The organism is Neorhizobium sp. R1-B (assembly GCF_004368875.1).
Lineage (GTDB): Bacteria > Pseudomonadota > Alphaproteobacteria > Rhizobiales > Rhizobiaceae > Neorhizobium > Neorhizobium huautlense.
Genome location: NZ_SOEM01000001.1, coordinates 129,928 through 144,695, shown reverse-complemented (window position 1 = coordinate 144,695; position 14,768 = coordinate 129,928). Strand labels below are relative to the sequence as shown.

Below are 14,768 nucleotides of genomic sequence, written 5' to 3'. Positions count from 1 at the left end.
CCGCCCGTCGTCATTCTCACGAACAAGTGTAGTCGTCGGCCCGCTTTTCACGGACTGTTTCATCTTCAAGGAGCGCTTGCGGCGTTAGATTTCCGCCCTGCCAAAAAGCCAGGAGGAGAGAGATATGGACAACGAAACGCCGAAGATCACGCAGGCGATGATCAATGCCTATGACGAATATACCCACCTCACCCTCGACCGCCGCCGCTTCATGGAGAAGCTGACGCAGCTTGCAGGGTCGGGTGCCGCGGCGGCGGCGATCGCACCGATGCTTGCGGCCAACGGCGCCAAAGCCGAAATCGTTCCCGCCGATGACGACCGCCTAACGGCGGAGGACGTGACTTATCCAGGCGCAAACGGCGTCACGATGAAGGGATATCTTGTCCGGCCCAAAAGCGCTTCGGGGGCTCCGGGCGGTGTCATCGTCATCCATGAAAATCGTGGGCTCAACAATCACATCAGGGACGTAGCTCGCCGCATGGCGCTCGAAGGCTTCAACGCCCTGGCGGCCGATTTTCTGTCCCCGAGTGGCGGCACGCCTGAAGACGAGGAAAAGGCCCGTCAAATGTTCTCGTCGCTCAATCCCGGCGAGGTTGCGGCGAACGCCGAGGCGAGCAGGGTCTATCTCGCCGGCATCAGCGGCGCGAATGGCAAGGTTGGTGCGGTCGGCTTCTGCTGGGGTGGTGGCGCGGTGAACAATTTCGCGGTGAAGTCACCGGATCTCAATGCCGGTGTTGCCTATTATGGTTCGCAGCCGAAGCCGGAAGACGTTCCGGCGATCAAGGCACCTCTGATGCTGCACTATGGCGGGCTGGATGAGCGCATCAACGCAGGCATTCCCGCCTTTAAGGAAGCTCTCGAAAAGAACGGCAAGACCTTCGAGATCTTTGTGTATGAGGGTGCGAACCACGCCTTCAACAACGATACGTCCTCGGCCCGATATGACAAGGCTGCCGCTGATCTCGCCTGGAGCCGAACTGTCGCTTTCTTCAAGAAGAACCTGGCTTAAGCGGCGTTTGCGGGGACGCAGGCGGTAATGGCTTGCGCAAGAGCGGCCATGTCTTCGGCACGGCCGCTCGATTTCCGCCAGATGAGGCCAATCTCGCGCGATGGCGCAGGATCGGCGAACGGTATGATTCTAAGATCGTTGCGTGCGGTCTCGGTGGGTATCGCCATTTCGGGAATGAGCGTCATGCCCATGTCGTGCGACACCATCTGCAAGAGCGTTGTCATGGATGTCGCGCCGAAATTGACGAGGCTCCGTTTGCCCGCCGTGCCGCAGACGGCAAGCGCCTGATCGCGCAGGCAGTGTCCTTCTTCAAGGAGCAGGAGCCGGTCGACGTCCACCTGGTTTTCCGTCAGCGGCGACATCAGCACGTCCCGGTCATTGTTTGCCATTGCCATGAAGAAGCGGTCGGAAAACAACGGTTGGACCTCGACATTGTCCGCCTCGATCGGAAGGGCCGCGATGACCGTGTCCAGCCGTCCATCGAGAAGATCCGTCACCAAGCGGTCGGTAACGGCTTCCCTCAACTCGATTTCGATGTCGGGATGATCCCGCCGCAGATGCGGCACCAGCCGGGGGACGAGATAGGGAGCGACCGTCGGGATGATGCCGATCCGCACGAGACCATGCAGTATGCCGCCGTCTTCACGGACCGCATCCTCCAGACGTTCCACCTCCGCCAGGATTGTCTGGACGCGCCGCAGCGCCTCCATTCCCTTGCGGGTCAGGAGAACGCCGGAACGGTTGCGTTCGACGAGCTTGCAGCCAAGTTGCTCTTCCATTTCGATAATCTGTGCAGACAGCGCGGGCTGGCTGACATGCACCTGGGCGGCAGCCTTTCCGAAATGGCGCGTGGAGGCGAGCGCGTCGAAGTATCGCATCTGTCGAAGGGTAAGCACGATAAGATTTTCCAATCGCATTGAGCATCAAATACGATTGGAAATTATCAATGGCAGGTGGGATGTTCAACCGGGGAATCTTCGAAAGGTTCCATAGTTTTCAGTAGGGAGATAACGATGACCGATCGTCCGATTTTGACGACGACTGCCGGTTCGCCGGTGCCGGACAACCAGAACTCGATGACCGCCGGCCCGCGCGGCGGGTTGATGCTGCAAGATTACCAATTGATCGAAAAGCTGGCTCATCAGAACCGCGAGCGCATCCCGGAACGCGTCGTACACGCCAAGGGTTGGGGCGCCTACGGTACCCTCTCCATCACCGGCGATATCTCCAGATACACCAAAGCGAAGTGTCTGCAGCCCGGCGCGGTTACTCCGATGCTCGCCCGCTTCTCGACCGTAGCCGGTGAAATGGGAGCGGCCGACCACGAGCGCGATGTTCGCGGCTTTGCATTGAAATTCTACACTCAGGACGGCAACTGGGATCTGGTCGGCAACAATACGCCGGTCTTCTTCATCCGTGACCCCTACAAGTTCCCCGACTTCATCCACACGCAGAAGCGTCATCCGAAGACCAACCTGCGCTCCGCGACCGCCATGTGGGATTTCTGGTCGCTGTCGCCAGAAGCCCTCCATCAGGTCACCATCCTGATGTCCGACCGCGGCCTGCCGCAGACGCCGATGAATATGAACGGCTACGGCTCGCACACCTATTCCTTCTGGAACGATGCGGGTGAGCGCTTCTGGGTCAAGTTCCACTTCAAGACCCAGCAGGGCCACAAGCACTTTACGAACGAGGAAGGCGAGACGGTTATCGGCAAGACCCGCGAGGGTTATCAGGAAGCCCTCTTCGGGACGATCGAAAAGGGCGAGTTCCCGAAGTGGAAGGTCCAGGTCCAGATCATGACCGAAGCCCAGGCGGAGGCGACGTCTTACAATCCGTTCGATCTGACCAAGGTCTGGCCGCATGCGGAATTTCCGCCGGTAGACATCGGCGTCATGGAGCTGAATCGCAACCCCGAAAACTATTTCGCCGAGATCGAGCAGGCCGCCTTCTCGCCGTCGAATATCGTACCTGGCATCGGCCATTCGCCGGACAAAGTGCTTCAGGCGCGCGTCTTCTCCTATGCGGACGCTCACCGCTACCGCCTAGGCACTCACTACGAGCATATTCCGGTCAACCAGCCGAAATGCCCGGTCCATCACTATCATCGCGATGGCCAGATGAATACCTATGGCGGTCTGCTGTCCGGCAATCCGGATGCCTATTACGAGCCGAATTCGGTCAATGGGCCGATCGAGCAGCCGTCGGCCAAGGAGCCGCCGCTGAAGATCGAAGGCGACATGGGCCGCTATAATCATCGTGACGGCAACGATGATTATTCGCAGCCGCGCGCGCTCTTTAACCTGTTCGACGCGGATCAGAAGGCTCGCCTGTTTTCCAATATCGGAGCTGCGATGGGCGGAGTACCAAGCGAGATCATCGAGCGCCAGCTCGCCCACTTCAAGCTGATCCATCCGGACTACGAGGCAGGCGTCCGCGCAGCGCTCGAAAAGCAGCATGGCTACAAGGTCGATACGATCAGCGCGACGCCGACCGCTGCCGAGTAATACGGTGAAGCTTTGAAATAATAAGCCGGGGTCTTGCCCCGGCTTTCAAGCCCGATGATTTTTACCAACCGGGCATGACTTGAGCGGCTCGGCTTCGTCCAATGCGCTGAAAGGCTTTTACCTCGCCATCCAGATCGTCGGGAATGACGGTGGGCGAAATGTTGTCGAGGCAGGCGGTGATGTGATCGGTGATGGCGTTCATCAGCGAGGGCGACAGGCCCGGGCGCTTCATGAGCCCGATCTGCACCGGTGGCAGCGGCGGGAAGCCGTCGGATGCCGTAAGCACCTTCATTCCCGTCCGTAACGCCGATTCCGGCAGTACCGAAACCGCCATGCCCGCCAGCACCGCAGCCGCGACCACGGTCGAAGACCAGCTTGTGAACAGAACCTGATATTCCCGCCCATCGGCGTCAAGCGCGGAGCAGGCAAGCTGCCGCCACAGGCAGTCGCGCCGGCCGACTGCAAGCGGTACCGGCGCATCGTCCTTCAATGGATGGTTGGCCGAACCGACCCAGCAGAGTGGCTCAGTCCGCACCACGTCGGAAATCCGCTGGCGGGGATTGTGGGTGACAAGCGCAATGTCGAGTTCGCCACGCGCCATCTTTTCCGCGAGGCTCGCGGAGTTCTCGCACACGATATAGAGCTCGACGTTTGGATGGGTCTTTGCAAAGCGGCCGATGATCTCCGGCATGTACCGGTCCGCATAATCGTCCGGTGTACCGATGCGAAGCGTTCCTTCAAGCCGGTTGTCGTCGAAGGCTGCGATCGCCTCGTTGTTCAGCCGGATGATACGCCGCGCATAATTCAACAGCTTTTCGCCTTCGGCGGTTAGCCGGTTGCCACGGCCATCCTTGGCAAAAAGCTGCTTGCCGATCCTTTCCTCGAGCCGGCGCATCTGCATGGAGACCGCCGACTGAGTCTTGAAGACCCGGTCTGCAGCCTTGGTGAAGCTGCCGGTATCCACGATTGCGAGGAAGGTATGCAATTGGTCGATGTCGAGTGGAGCAGACATGGCGATGATCCATCAGAAGGTTTGATGCTAATCATTAGGAACATTCGTTGGACTGATCAATAGATTTTCAGCATAACGAGATCGCAAATCAAGTTCGACGGGCCGCCTTCTCCCTGAGGCGCCCAACCAGGCAGCCCTTCCGCGGACCTCCACGGAAGGGACGGCCTTTCTCGTGCCTGCGAAAGGATAAACCGATGAGCACGACCGACTGCGGAACTGAACTCGACCTCCTTCATAGAACGAGCGCCACGAAAGGCCGCTCGACCGGTCTGGTGCAGCGAACGAAATCCGTATGGCGTGCTTTTCGCAATCGTCTGGCAGCCAACGGCCTCCATGATCTCGACGACAGGCAGCTCAATGACATCGGGATTACCCGACATGATCTGGTGAAGGCCCTGGACCGTTCCAGCGTTCTGGACGATCCGTCGCTTCTTCTGTCGCGCGCGGCTCGCGAGCGGGCTCGTACACGCTTTGCAAGGCCGGCCAATCGCTGACTTTACCGTTTTCCCCGCAGGGTGATAGCCAATAGCCCTGCCTCTTGCCCGGCCGGTCGATCCGCGCCGGGCTTTTTTATTTGGCAGGTTTCGTCTCGGGCGGAACAGGAGCCGGCTCGCCTTTGTCACTTGAAGCGCTGCGCAGATAGTTGTCGAAGATCGCTTCCATGCTCTTCTGATAGTTCTTCTGCACCTCAAGACCGCTGTCGAACATATTGTTCAGAACGTCGCGATACGGGTTTGCTTCCGACGCCGGTTTTTCGCCGGGCTTTTCCGGTGAAGGTGCCGCTTGCCCGCTGAAGTTGCCGGCCATCATATCCTGAAAGGCCTTGGCGAACGGATTGTCCGTAAACGGATTGCCGCTCGCCGGCTGCGGCTGTTCCGCCTTGTCCAGTCCCCACATCGAACGCATCGCCTGCGTGAAGGGGTTGTCGAACGGATTTGCGGCCTGCTGTGGCGCAGCCTTCGGCTGCAACCCCATGCCTTCCAGCCATTGCTGCGTCATCTGGCCCATTGGCGAGGCGGAAAAGGCGTCGCTTGCGCCGGAGATCTGCCCGGTCATCTGCTTGAAGAGCCCGCCCATCAGCGTGTCGGCCATAACCGGCATCATTTTCTTGAATATTTCCTGGCCGATGCCGGTGAACTGTTCCGCCTGCTGGGCAATGGCGCGAGAGACTTCTTTGGAGCCGAACAGCTTTTCGAGCACTGCATTGCCGTCCGTCAGGCCTTGCGGCGTAAAAGCCTTCGTCATGTCCTCGAAATATTTTGCATAGGCGCCGGAGAACATGCTGCTCATGAGAGCGCTGAAGTCGTAGGGATTGCTGGTGGTGCGCTTGAGGCCGGAGGAAAAGGCCGGCATCAGAGCCGCCATGGCCTGGGTCGCCTGTTCCTGCGCCAGGTTGAACTGCTTGGCGATGGCCTCTATGCCTGCGCCGTTCTGAGCTCTCAGCATCATATCGAACAGTGGCACCATGGACCAATCCTTTCCGGCTTGCGTGTGACGACACTATATCCAGAAAGTGATTGACGGAAACCGATTTTTAGAACCGGTTCGATTTCCTAATACTGATATTCCTCGAACACCGGTTCCACGGAGCCGTTCCACCGGCCATGATAGAGTGCGAGCATGTCTTCCGCCATGGTTGTCTTCTTGGCGAGCACCTCATCGAGCGGCTGCAGGAAAATGCTTTCGTCCTGACCTTCGCCATTCAGGCGGTTTCGCGCTTTCAGGCCGGCCTTGGAAATCGCCACCGCGTCGCGGGCGACATCCAGCACGCCCTTGCCGCGGATCTCGGCCTTCAAGCCTTTCGCCGGCACCGCATTCCGCATGGCGACGACATCCTCCAACGTCCAATCCTTGGTCAGCGCTTCGGCGTCGGCGAGCGCCGTATCGTCGTAAAGCAATCCGACCCAGAACGCGGGCAGGGCACAGATGCGCCGCCACGGTCCGCCGTCGGCGCCTCGCATTTCGAGAAAACGCTTCAGCCGGACATCCGGAAACAGGGTGGAGAGATGATTTGTCCAGTCGCCGATCGTTGGCTCCCAGTCCTTGATCTCGCCCTTCAGCGCGCCGTTCATGAATTGGCGGAAGGTGACATGGGTGCAGTCGTGATATTTGCCGTCACGGACGACGAAATACATCGGCACGTCGAGCGCCCACTTCGCATAATCCTCGAATCCGAAATCCGAATTGAACACGAAGGGCAACACGCCGGAGCGCTGGTTGTCGGTGTCGCGCCAGATGTCGCCGCGCCAGGAGAGCAGGCCGTTCGGCTTGCCTTCGGTAAAGGGCGACGAGGCAAAAAGCGCGGTTGCGATAGACTGCAGCTTCATGGAGACCCGCATCTTGGCCGCCATGTCCTCTTCCGAGGAGAAGTCGAGGTTCACCTGGATCGTACAGGTGCGATACATCATGTCGAGACCCTGCGCGCCGACCTTCGGCATATAGCGCGTCATGATCTCGTAACGCGATTTCGGCATACGCGGAGTTTCGGCAAATGTCCATTTCGGGCTGCCGCCCATGCCGAGGAAGCGGATGCCCATCGGCTCCGCGATCTCCTTAAGGACAGCCAAGTGCCGGTTGGACTCCCTGCAGGTCTCGTGGATGGTCTCCAGCGGCGCACCGGAAAGTTCGAACTGTCCGCCGGGCTCGATGGAAATAGCGCCCATGCCGGACTGCTCGCCGAGCCCGATGATGTTCTCGCCATCCATGATCGGTTCCCAGCCGAGCTTTTCCTGCATGCCCTTGAGCAGCGCGGAGATGCTGGCATCGCCGAAATACGGGACCGGGCTGTTGTCCGCCCGGAAAAAGGCAAATTTCTCGTGCTCGGTTCCGATGCGGAATTGGTCCTTCGGCCGCGGCCCTTTCGCCAGGTAGGCGGAAAGCTCGGACACCGAAGAAAGCGGTGTCTGGTCGATGGTGTCACGCGCCATTGAAACTACCCTGTGCGGAATGCCTGATCTGGACGAATGTCCGGCTGATTGAACCGGATTGATGTGCGGTGCAAGTGAATTTCTTTCAAGATAGCTTCAGAATTTCACAGCCAGTGTGTCAACCGTGCAATCCTCGTTACCGCCAGTCGCCGATCGTCGCCTGGATGACCGCAAGGGCGGCGACTGCTGCCGTGTCCGCCCTGAGAATCCGCGGGCCGAGCGGGATGGCCGTGACGAAGGGGCGTTTGCGCAAGCTGCGCCTTTCTTCTTCGGAAAACCCGCCCTCCGGACCGATCAAAAGCGCCAGTTTCTTCTCTTGGACAGCCGAAAGCACCGGCAAGGGATTTTGGCCCTCATCTCCTTCATCACAGAAGATGATGCGGCGATCCTCGGGCCATCGATCCAAGAGGTCGCCGAGCTTCTTCGGCGGCACGACCTCCGGCACCGACAATATGCCGCACTGCTCGGCCGCCTCGATGACGTTCGCCTGAAGCCGTTCCAGGCTGGTGATCTTGCCCTGCACATGCTGGGTCATGACCGGCTGCAGGAGCCCTGCGCCCATTTCCACCGCCTTCTGGACCAGGTAATCGAGCCTCCCGACCTTCAATGGTGCGAAGAGGTAATGGAGATCGGATGCCGCCGGTTGTGGTCGGGTCTGTTCAGCCGCTTCAAGCGCGATCTTCTTGCGGCTGGGGAAGGTGACTTTCACCCTCCATTCGCCGTCTCGACCATTGAAGGCCAGGATTTCCGCTCCTTCCGTCAGCCGCAATACATTGGCGAGGTAGTTGAACTGTTCTGCGGACACCTCATGCCGCTGTCCGAGGGCAAGCGGCGCGTCGATGAACAGTCTCTGCATCCGGAAATTGGCGCGCATGGATATCCCGTGTCAGACGAACAGGGCGAACATAGCCGTTGCGATCAGTGCTGCAAGAGCGGCAGCGGCCGGCAGCGTGATCAACCAGGCGGCGATGATGCTGAGAAAATGCGAACGGCGTACCAGATAGCGTCGTTTCAACTCGTCGTCGTTGCGTTCGAAGGGCTCGTCCACGTCGAGCTCCTTGCCGGCCCGAATGCGCATGTATTCGTAGCGGCGCTTTGAGTGGCTGGTGTACCATTCGCGGAAGAAGCCGACTCCGAACACCGCTCCGACCGCGATATGCGTCGAAGAAACGGGCAGGCCCAGCCAGGAAGCAACAATTACCGTCAGCGCGGTGGAGAGCGACACGCAATAGGCCCGCATCGGGTTCAGCTTGGTAATTTCGGCGCCCACGACCCTTACGAGTTTCGGGCCGTAGAGCAGCAGCCCGAGCGAAATCCCGAGGCCCCCGATAACCAGCTCCCAGAACGGCACATGGATATTCGCGGCAGCACCTTGCTGTGCCACCGAAACGATAGCCGCGAGCGGTCCGATGGCGTTCGAGACGTCATTGGCGCCGTGCGCAAACGAGAGCAGGGCAGCTGAGAAAACGAGCGGAATGCGGAACAGCTTGCGGAGCGACTGGTTGCGATTTTCAAGCCCTTCCGCCTGCCTTGCGATGATCGGGATAAGAAGCCGCCAGGCGACGAAGCCGGTCGCAAGCGTGATCGACGTCGCGACTGGCACCGACACATCCACGAGCTGCCCCAGCCCGACCAGGGAGAGGAAGCCCGCGAAAGCCCCGGTCATGACGCCGATGAGTACCGGCACCCACTTCTTCGCCGAGGCGATCTTGTCCGCCTGATAAATAATGGTTTCTTTGATGAGGGCGAGGAAGGCTGCCGCGATGACCGCACCAAGGATCGGCGAAAAGACCCAGCTTACGGTGATGCCGGCGATCGTCCCCCACTTGATGGTGGAAAGGCCTGCGGCCGCTATTCCGGCACCCATCACCCCGCCGACGATCGAATGGGTGGTGGAGATTGGTGCGCCGGACCAGGTCGCGACATTGATGAGGATGGCTGCGGCAAGCAGTGCCGCCATCATCGCCCAGACAAATATGTCCGCGCTGACCATCATGCCGCCCTGCATGATGCCGTTGGCAATGGTGTTGGCGACGCCTCTGCCGGCGATGACCGCGCCCGCAACCTCGAAAACCGCGGCAAGCCCGAGGCCGAAAGTCATCGTCATGGCTCGCGCGCCGACAGCCGCGCCGATATTGTTGGTTACGTCATTGGCGCCGATATTCATCGCCATATAGGCGGCGAGCCCGGAAGCGGCGATGACGAGGAAGGTGCCGGGCTGTCCGGTCACATAGGACGCTGCGAAGATGCCGACCAGGACAATGAAGAGAACCGCCGTTCCCGGCGCCGCAAACCGGCGCGACATCTGCCGTGCGGCTTCCTCCACGGAAGAGAATTTCTCCAAATCCTTGTCCAGCGTCGGCTTCGCCAGGCGCGGCCGTTTTTGGCCCATGTCTCCGTCCCTGAATGAAAAGCAAGCGGAGGATGGCGTCCGGCCATTTCCCGTCCTGCGGCGAAAATCGTGGCTTGTCGCTTAGTCGCAGAAAGTTGCGATGGCAATGTTGTCGAATTGCAAAGTGATCAGCTCGCAGCCTTGGTCGGTTGTGGGGGAATGTGCGGCTGCATTTTCTCCGCGAATTGGAGGAACAGGATTTTCAACTCCGGTTCGTTGACCCGCAGGGCCGCTTCCTCGCAGGATACCCATTCCAGTGTCCGGGAGCCCTTTTCAGGGAAGCTCTTTAGGCAGTCGGTGACTTCCAGCGCATGCACTTGCACCCGAACCGGGATCTTCAGGCCGTTATCGAGCATCTTGCGGTAGTGGTAAAAGCCCAAGGGCTCCTTCTCGACCTGACCTTTGACGCCGACTTCTTCGAAGGCCTCGCGTTCAGCAACCTGATGGGCCTTCTTGCCGGTCATCGGCCAGCCTTTGGGAATGACCCACCGGCCGGTGTCGCGGCTGGTGGCGACCAGAACTTCGAGCAGGCCCTGCTTCTTCTTGAACCGATAACACAACGCTGCGTATTGCTGCCGCGGTGGCCGCTGCAACATCAACCGAAGATTGCTGCTTACCCGATCCATGAAGCCCAATTTCTGCCGTACCTCCGAGTGATTCGTATTTTACTAATATGGGAATTGCGTGAAGCTTAACGAGCCATCCACAACCATTTTTTAGAGAATCAGGCTGGACGAGCTCGCAGGAGCTATAACAATTGTGACCCGGCTTGGTTTCAGGTCAATACGTAGTTTGCACACCTGTTCAACAATTGTGGTATCGCGAATCGGTATCGCCTAAATGCGACAAGGACGTTGAAGCGGTAACGGGATCGTGGAATACGGATGACGAGGAACTGCCGGCTTTGGCATATAGGGAGGTTGCGGTGTCCGAAGCGATAGAGTTTTTGCCGCCCCGGCCTGCGGTCCTTTCGCGGCGGACGGCAATCATTGCCGACCTGACGGATCTTCTGCCGGCGGAATGTGTCATTCATGAAGCGCGCGAACTTGTCCCTTTCGAGACGGACGCCTTTATCTCCTATCGGCGTCTGCCGCTGGCTGTGGTGCTGCCGAAAACGACGGCCCAGGTGGCAGCGGTCATGAAATATTGTCATCGCTACGGCGTTCCTGTCGTGCCGCGTGGCGCGGGCACTTCGCTTTCCGGCGGCGCGATCCCGCAAGAAGACGCGATCGTGCTCGGTCTTTCCAAGATGTCGCGCATCCTGGAGGTAGACTATGCCAACCGCACGGCGACGGTTCAGGCCGGCGTCACGAACCTCAATATCTCCGAGGCGGTCGGCGTCGACGGCTTCTTCTACGCACCGGACCCGAGTTCGCAGCTCGCCTGCACGATCGGCGGCAATATCGGCATGAACTCCGGCGGTGCACACTGTCTGAAATACGGTGTCACGACCAACAACCTGCTCGGCGTCAAGATGGTGCTGGTCGACGGCACGGTCGTCGATCTCGGTGGCAAGCACCTGGACAGTGCGGGTTACGATCTGCTTGGCCTTGTCTGCGGCTCGGAAGGCCAGTTGGGGATTGTCACCGAGGCCACGGTCAGGCTAATCGCCAAGCCGGAAGGCGCGCGCCCGGTGCTCTTCGGCTTTGAAACCTCGGAAGAGGCCGGCGCGTGCGTGACCGATATCATCGGCTCAGGCGTCATTCCGGTCGCGATCGAATTCATGGACAAGCCGGCGATCGAAATCTGCGAGGCCTTTGCCCATGCGGGTTATCCGCTCGATGTCGGCGCTCTCCTGATCGTCGAGGTCGAAGGTTCCGAGGCGGAAATGGAAGCGACATTGGCAAGCGTCGTCGAGATCGCCCGCCGCCACGGAGTGAAAACCGTCCGCGAAAGCCAGTCTGCGACCGAGGCAGCGCTGATCTGGAAGGGCCGTAAATCCGCCTTCGGGGCGACCGGCCGGATTGCCGACTATATTTGCATGGATGGTACGGTGCCGCTCGGCAAGCTTTCCTACGTGCTGAAGAAGACTTCCGAGATTACCGACAGCTTCGGCCTGCGGGTTGCCAATGTCTTCCACGCGGGCGACGGCAACATGCATCCGCTGATCCTGTTCAACGCGAACGATCCGGAAGACGCGGCCAAGGCCGAAGCGGCGGGCAATGAGATTCTCAAGCTTTGCGTCGATGCGGGCGGCTGCCTTACCGGTGAGCACGGCGTCGGAATTGAGAAGCGCGACCTGATGCGGCATCAGTATTCGGATGCCGATCTCGCCCAGCAGATGGCGGTGCGTTCGGCGTTCGATGAGGGTTGGATCCTCAATCCCTCCAAGGTTTTCCCGCTCGACGGACGGCCAGCTGCATGACGTTGATACCGCATACCGAGACGGACGCAGCTTACGTGATCCGCAACGCAGCCGCCCAAGGGACGAGGCTCTCACTCTGCGGCGGCAATAGTCGCGTGGGTTTCGGCGATCCCGTCGAGGGGGCGGAAGCAATGAGCTCCCGCGGGCTCTCCGGTATCGTCGACTACGAGCCCGCCGAAATGGTGATGACCGCAAGAGCCGGCACGCCGGTCGCCGAAATTGAAGCGGCACTTGCCGCGAACAGGCAGATGATGGCCTTCGAGCCAATGGATCACCGCGGCATCATGGGCACGTCCGGCGAGCCAACGATCGGCGGCGTCTTTGCCGCGAACGTCTCCGGTCCCCGGCGGTTCGTAGCAGGGGCTGCGCGCGACAGCCTGCTCGGCATCCGCTTCGTCAATGGCCAAGGGCAGGTGATACGCGCCGGCGGCCGGGTCATGAAGAACGTGACAGGTCTGGATCTGGTCAAGCTGCTGGCAGGCTCGCACGGGACACTAGGCTTCTTGACGGAGGTGACATTCCGGGTGCTGCCGGTGCCGCAATCGATTGAGACGATCGTCATCTCCGGATTGGACGACGCGGCGGCGGCCCGGGCCATGGCATCGGCGCTGGCGCTGCCGGTTGAGGTATCGGGCGCGGCGCATCTGCCTCAAACGGTCAAGGGCCGCTTTGTCGGCGGCGCTCTCCCGGAAGGGGAAGCGACCGTGCTGCGTCTCGAAGGGCTTGCCGCTTCGGTGGCGGTACGGGCGGAAAAGCTTGCAGCCGTCATGAAAGCCTTTGGCCCGGTCTCCCGGTTAGGCCAGGATACGAGCGTCACTCTCTGGCGGGAGATCCGCGACGTCCATCCCTATGCCGACGGCACTCAGAAACCCTTGTGGCGCGTTTCCGTCGCGCCGTCGATCGGCCATCAGCTGGTCGCCGCTCTTCGCCTCGAAGCAGGCGTCGATGCCTTCTATGACTGGCAGGGCGGCCTGATCTGGATGCGCATGGAGGCCGATCCGGAGGCCGAGCTGCTGCGCCGTTACATCAAGGCGCTTGGTGGTGGCTATGCGACGCTCATGCGGGCATCGGAACAGGTGCGAGCAGTGACGCCGGCCTTTGAACCTCAACCCGACGCGGTTGCGGCGCTCTCGGCGCGCGTGAAGCAGAAACTCGATCCCGCCGGCATCTTCAGCCCGGGCAAGATGGCGGGAGCCCTCTGATGCAGACCAACTTCACACCTGAACAGCTTGCCGATCCGCATGTGGCCGAATCGGAGAAGATCCTGCGTCGCTGCGTGCATTGCGGCTTCTGCACCGCGACCTGTCCGACCTACGTCACGCTCGGCAACGAGCTCGACAGCCCGCGCGGCCGCATCTATCTCATCAAGGACATGCTGGAGAATGGTCGCCCCGCGGACGAGGAAGTCGTCACCCATATCGACCGCTGTCTTTCCTGTCTGGCCTGCGTAACCACCTGTCCTTCTGGCGTGGACTATATGCATCTGGTCGACCACGCCCGCATTCATATCGAGAAGACCTATCGGCGCCCGTTGATGGATCGGCTGATCCGCGGCCTGCTTGCGGCCGTGCTACCCTATCCGGCGCGCTTCCGCGCCGCCGTCCTGTTCGCAAAGCTCGGTCGCCCCTTCGCGCCGATCCTGAAGCGGGTCCCGGCGTTGAAGCCGCTCGGGGCCATGCTGGATCTTGCCCCGGCATCCATCGCTAGGCCTTCAGACGCGGCAACGCCCGGTACGCGCGCGCCGCAAGCCGAAAGGCGGGGCCGGGTGGCGATCCTGTCCGGCTGCGCCCAGCCGGTGCTGGATCCCGGCATCAACGAAGCAGCGTTGCGACTCCTGTCTCGGCTGGGCATTGAGGTGGTAGTGCCTGAGGGCGAGGGCTGTTGCGGCGCGCTGGTGCATCACATGGGCCGCGAGGAGCCGGCGCTGGATTTTGCCCGCCGCAATGTCGATGTCTGGATCCGTGAGATCGAAAACGGCGGCCTCGATGCCATCATCATCACCGCATCGGGCTGCGGCACCACCATCAAGGACTATGGGCACATGTTGCGCCTCGATCCGGCCTATGCGGAAAAGGCGGCAAAGGTCTCCGCGCTCGCCAAGGATATCACCGAATATCTATCGGTTCTCGATCTGCCGAAGCTGGAGCCGAAACGCCTCAACGTTGCCTATCACTCGGCCTGTTCGATGCAGCACGGCCAGAAGATCACGCTTACGCCGAAGAACCTGTTGAAGGTGGCCGGCTTCACCGTCCGCGATCCGGCTGAAGGGCATCTCTGCTGTGGCTCCGCAGGGACCTACAACATCCTGCAGCCGGAGATTTCCGGCCAACTCAAGGCTCGCAAGGTCAAGAATATCGAGGCGACCAAGCCGGATGTGATCGCGACAGGGAATATCGGCTGCATCACCCAGATCGCCACGGGCACCGCCATCCCCATCCTCCACACCGTGGAGTTGCTTGATTGGGCCTATGGCGGTCCTGAGCCGCAAAAGCTTTCTGCCAGGTAAGAGGCACAAAAAAGCCGGCGGTGACGCCGGCTTTTTTGCGAGAGGGTTCA

The 14,768-nt window shown here is 60.5% G+C and carries 13 protein-coding genes; 6 read left to right on the top strand and 7 right to left on the bottom strand.

The window, feature by feature from the left end:
- Nucleotides 1-124: 124 nt before the first annotated feature.
- Nucleotides 125-1,009, top strand: a complete 885-nt coding sequence (locus tag EDE05_RS00625) for a dienelactone hydrolase family protein (protein WP_134099435.1) — start codon at nucleotides 125-127, stop codon at nucleotides 1,007-1,009.
- Here the strand turns inward: EDE05_RS00625 and EDE05_RS00620 are convergent.
- On the bottom strand, nucleotides 1,006-1,905 hold the full coding sequence (locus tag EDE05_RS00620) for a hydrogen peroxide-inducible genes activator (protein WP_112801372.1): 900 nt from the start codon (nucleotides 1,903-1,905) through the stop codon (nucleotides 1,006-1,008). The two genes, EDE05_RS00625 and EDE05_RS00620, sit on opposite strands and share 4 nt — an antisense overlap.
- 117 nt (nucleotides 1,906-2,022) lie before the next feature.
- On the opposite strand from EDE05_RS00620, the gene katA reads away from it, so the two are divergent.
- Complete coding sequence (katA, locus tag EDE05_RS00615; RefSeq protein WP_112801374.1) at nucleotides 2,023-3,516, top strand: catalase KatA; 1,494 nt, start codon at nucleotides 2,023-2,025, stop codon at nucleotides 3,514-3,516.
- 61 nt (nucleotides 3,517-3,577) lie between these two features.
- Here katA and EDE05_RS00610 read toward each other — a convergent pair whose 3' ends face one another.
- Nucleotides 3,578-4,528, bottom strand: coding sequence for a LysR substrate-binding domain-containing protein (locus EDE05_RS00610; protein ID WP_105374079.1), 951 nt, complete (start codon nucleotides 4,526-4,528; stop codon nucleotides 3,578-3,580).
- A gap of 194 nt (nucleotides 4,529-4,722) precedes the next feature.
- Here EDE05_RS00610 and EDE05_RS00605 point away from each other — a divergent pair, with 194 nt between their 5' ends.
- Nucleotides 4,723-5,022: a DUF1127 domain-containing protein gene (locus tag EDE05_RS00605; protein ID WP_134099432.1), complete on the top strand. Its 300-nt coding sequence runs from the start codon at nucleotides 4,723-4,725 to the stop codon at nucleotides 5,020-5,022.
- A 76-nt stretch (nucleotides 5,023-5,098) separates the two neighbouring features.
- Here the strand turns inward: EDE05_RS00605 and EDE05_RS00600 are convergent, their stop codons facing one another.
- From EDE05_RS00600 to EDE05_RS00580, 5 genes are all read right to left on the bottom strand, one after another.
- A complete protein-coding gene (locus tag EDE05_RS00600; protein ID WP_132408656.1) occupies nucleotides 5,099-5,995 on the bottom strand; it encodes a DUF937 domain-containing protein in 897 nt (298 codons plus the stop codon).
- Between the two features lie 86 nt (nucleotides 5,996-6,081).
- Complete coding sequence (locus tag EDE05_RS00595) at nucleotides 6,082-7,455, bottom strand: glutamate--cysteine ligase (protein ID WP_112801378.1); 1,374 nt, start codon at nucleotides 7,453-7,455, stop codon at nucleotides 6,082-6,084.
- Between the two features lie 136 nt (nucleotides 7,456-7,591).
- Nucleotides 7,592-8,329: a 16S rRNA (uracil(1498)-N(3))-methyltransferase gene (locus EDE05_RS00590; protein WP_134099429.1), complete on the bottom strand. Its 738-nt coding sequence runs from the start codon at nucleotides 8,327-8,329 to the stop codon at nucleotides 7,592-7,594.
- A 12-nt stretch (nucleotides 8,330-8,341) separates the two neighbouring features.
- Nucleotides 8,342-9,847 carry an inorganic phosphate transporter gene (locus EDE05_RS00585; RefSeq protein ID WP_112801382.1) on the bottom strand — a complete coding sequence of 502 codons (1,506 nt, stop codon included), beginning with the start codon at nucleotides 9,845-9,847 and terminating at the stop codon, nucleotides 8,342-8,344.
- Between the two features lie 128 nt (nucleotides 9,848-9,975).
- The gene (locus EDE05_RS00580) at nucleotides 9,976-10,482 is read right to left on the bottom strand and encodes an NUDIX hydrolase (protein WP_112801384.1); all 507 of its coding nucleotides are present in this window, start codon (nucleotides 10,480-10,482) and stop codon (nucleotides 9,976-9,978) included.
- Between the two features lie 290 nt (nucleotides 10,483-10,772).
- Between EDE05_RS00580 and EDE05_RS00575 the strand changes: the two genes are divergently transcribed.
- Genes EDE05_RS00575 through glcF form a run of 3 tightly spaced genes read left to right on the top strand, consistent with a single transcriptional unit; the run spans nucleotide 10,773 to nucleotide 14,718 of the window.
- Nucleotides 10,773-12,212: an FAD-linked oxidase C-terminal domain-containing protein gene (locus EDE05_RS00575; protein ID WP_132408662.1), complete on the top strand. Its 1,440-nt coding sequence runs from the start codon at nucleotides 10,773-10,775 to the stop codon at nucleotides 12,210-12,212.
- Nucleotides 12,209-13,414: a glycolate oxidase subunit GlcE gene (gene glcE / locus EDE05_RS00570; RefSeq protein ID WP_134099427.1), complete on the top strand. Its 1,206-nt coding sequence runs from the start codon at nucleotides 12,209-12,211 to the stop codon at nucleotides 13,412-13,414. Before EDE05_RS00575 ends, glcE begins: the two co-directional genes overlap by 4 nt.
- The gene (gene glcF / locus EDE05_RS00565) at nucleotides 13,414-14,718 is read left to right on the top strand and encodes a glycolate oxidase subunit GlcF (RefSeq protein ID WP_134099424.1); all 1,305 of its coding nucleotides are present in this window, start codon (nucleotides 13,414-13,416) and stop codon (nucleotides 14,716-14,718) included. Before glcE ends, glcF begins: the two co-directional genes overlap by 1 nt.
- Nucleotides 14,719-14,768 lie beyond the last annotated feature (50 nt).

What these genes read in the sequence shown, in the direction of transcription:
- glcE (WP_134099427.1), top strand. Translation starts at nt 12,209, where the DNA reads ATGACGTTGATACCGCATACCGAGACGGACGCAGCTTACGTGATCCGC.
- EDE05_RS00610 (WP_105374079.1), bottom strand. Translation starts at nt 4,528, where the DNA reads ATGTCTGCTCCACTCGACATCGACCAATTGCATACCTTCCTCGCAATC.
- EDE05_RS00590 (WP_134099429.1), bottom strand. Translation starts at nt 8,329, where the DNA reads ATGCGCGCCAATTTCCGGATGCAGAGACTGTTCATCGACGCGCCGCTT.
- glcF (WP_134099424.1), top strand. Translation starts at nt 13,414, where the DNA reads ATGCAGACCAACTTCACACCTGAACAGCTTGCCGATCCGCATGTGGCC.
- EDE05_RS00595 (WP_112801378.1), bottom strand. Translation starts at nt 7,455, where the DNA reads ATGGCGCGTGACACCATCGACCAGACACCGCTTTCTTCGGTGTCCGAG.
- katA (WP_112801374.1), top strand. Translation starts at nt 2,023, where the DNA reads ATGACCGATCGTCCGATTTTGACGACGACTGCCGGTTCGCCGGTGCCG.
- EDE05_RS00605 (WP_134099432.1), top strand. Translation starts at nt 4,723, where the DNA reads ATGAGCACGACCGACTGCGGAACTGAACTCGACCTCCTTCATAGAACG.
- EDE05_RS00585 (WP_112801382.1), bottom strand. Translation starts at nt 9,847, where the DNA reads ATGGGCCAAAAACGGCCGCGCCTGGCGAAGCCGACGCTGGACAAGGAT.
- EDE05_RS00600 (WP_132408656.1), bottom strand. Translation starts at nt 5,995, where the DNA reads ATGGTGCCACTGTTCGATATGATGCTGAGAGCTCAGAACGGCGCAGGC.
- EDE05_RS00625 (WP_134099435.1), top strand. Translation starts at nt 125, where the DNA reads ATGGACAACGAAACGCCGAAGATCACGCAGGCGATGATCAATGCCTAT.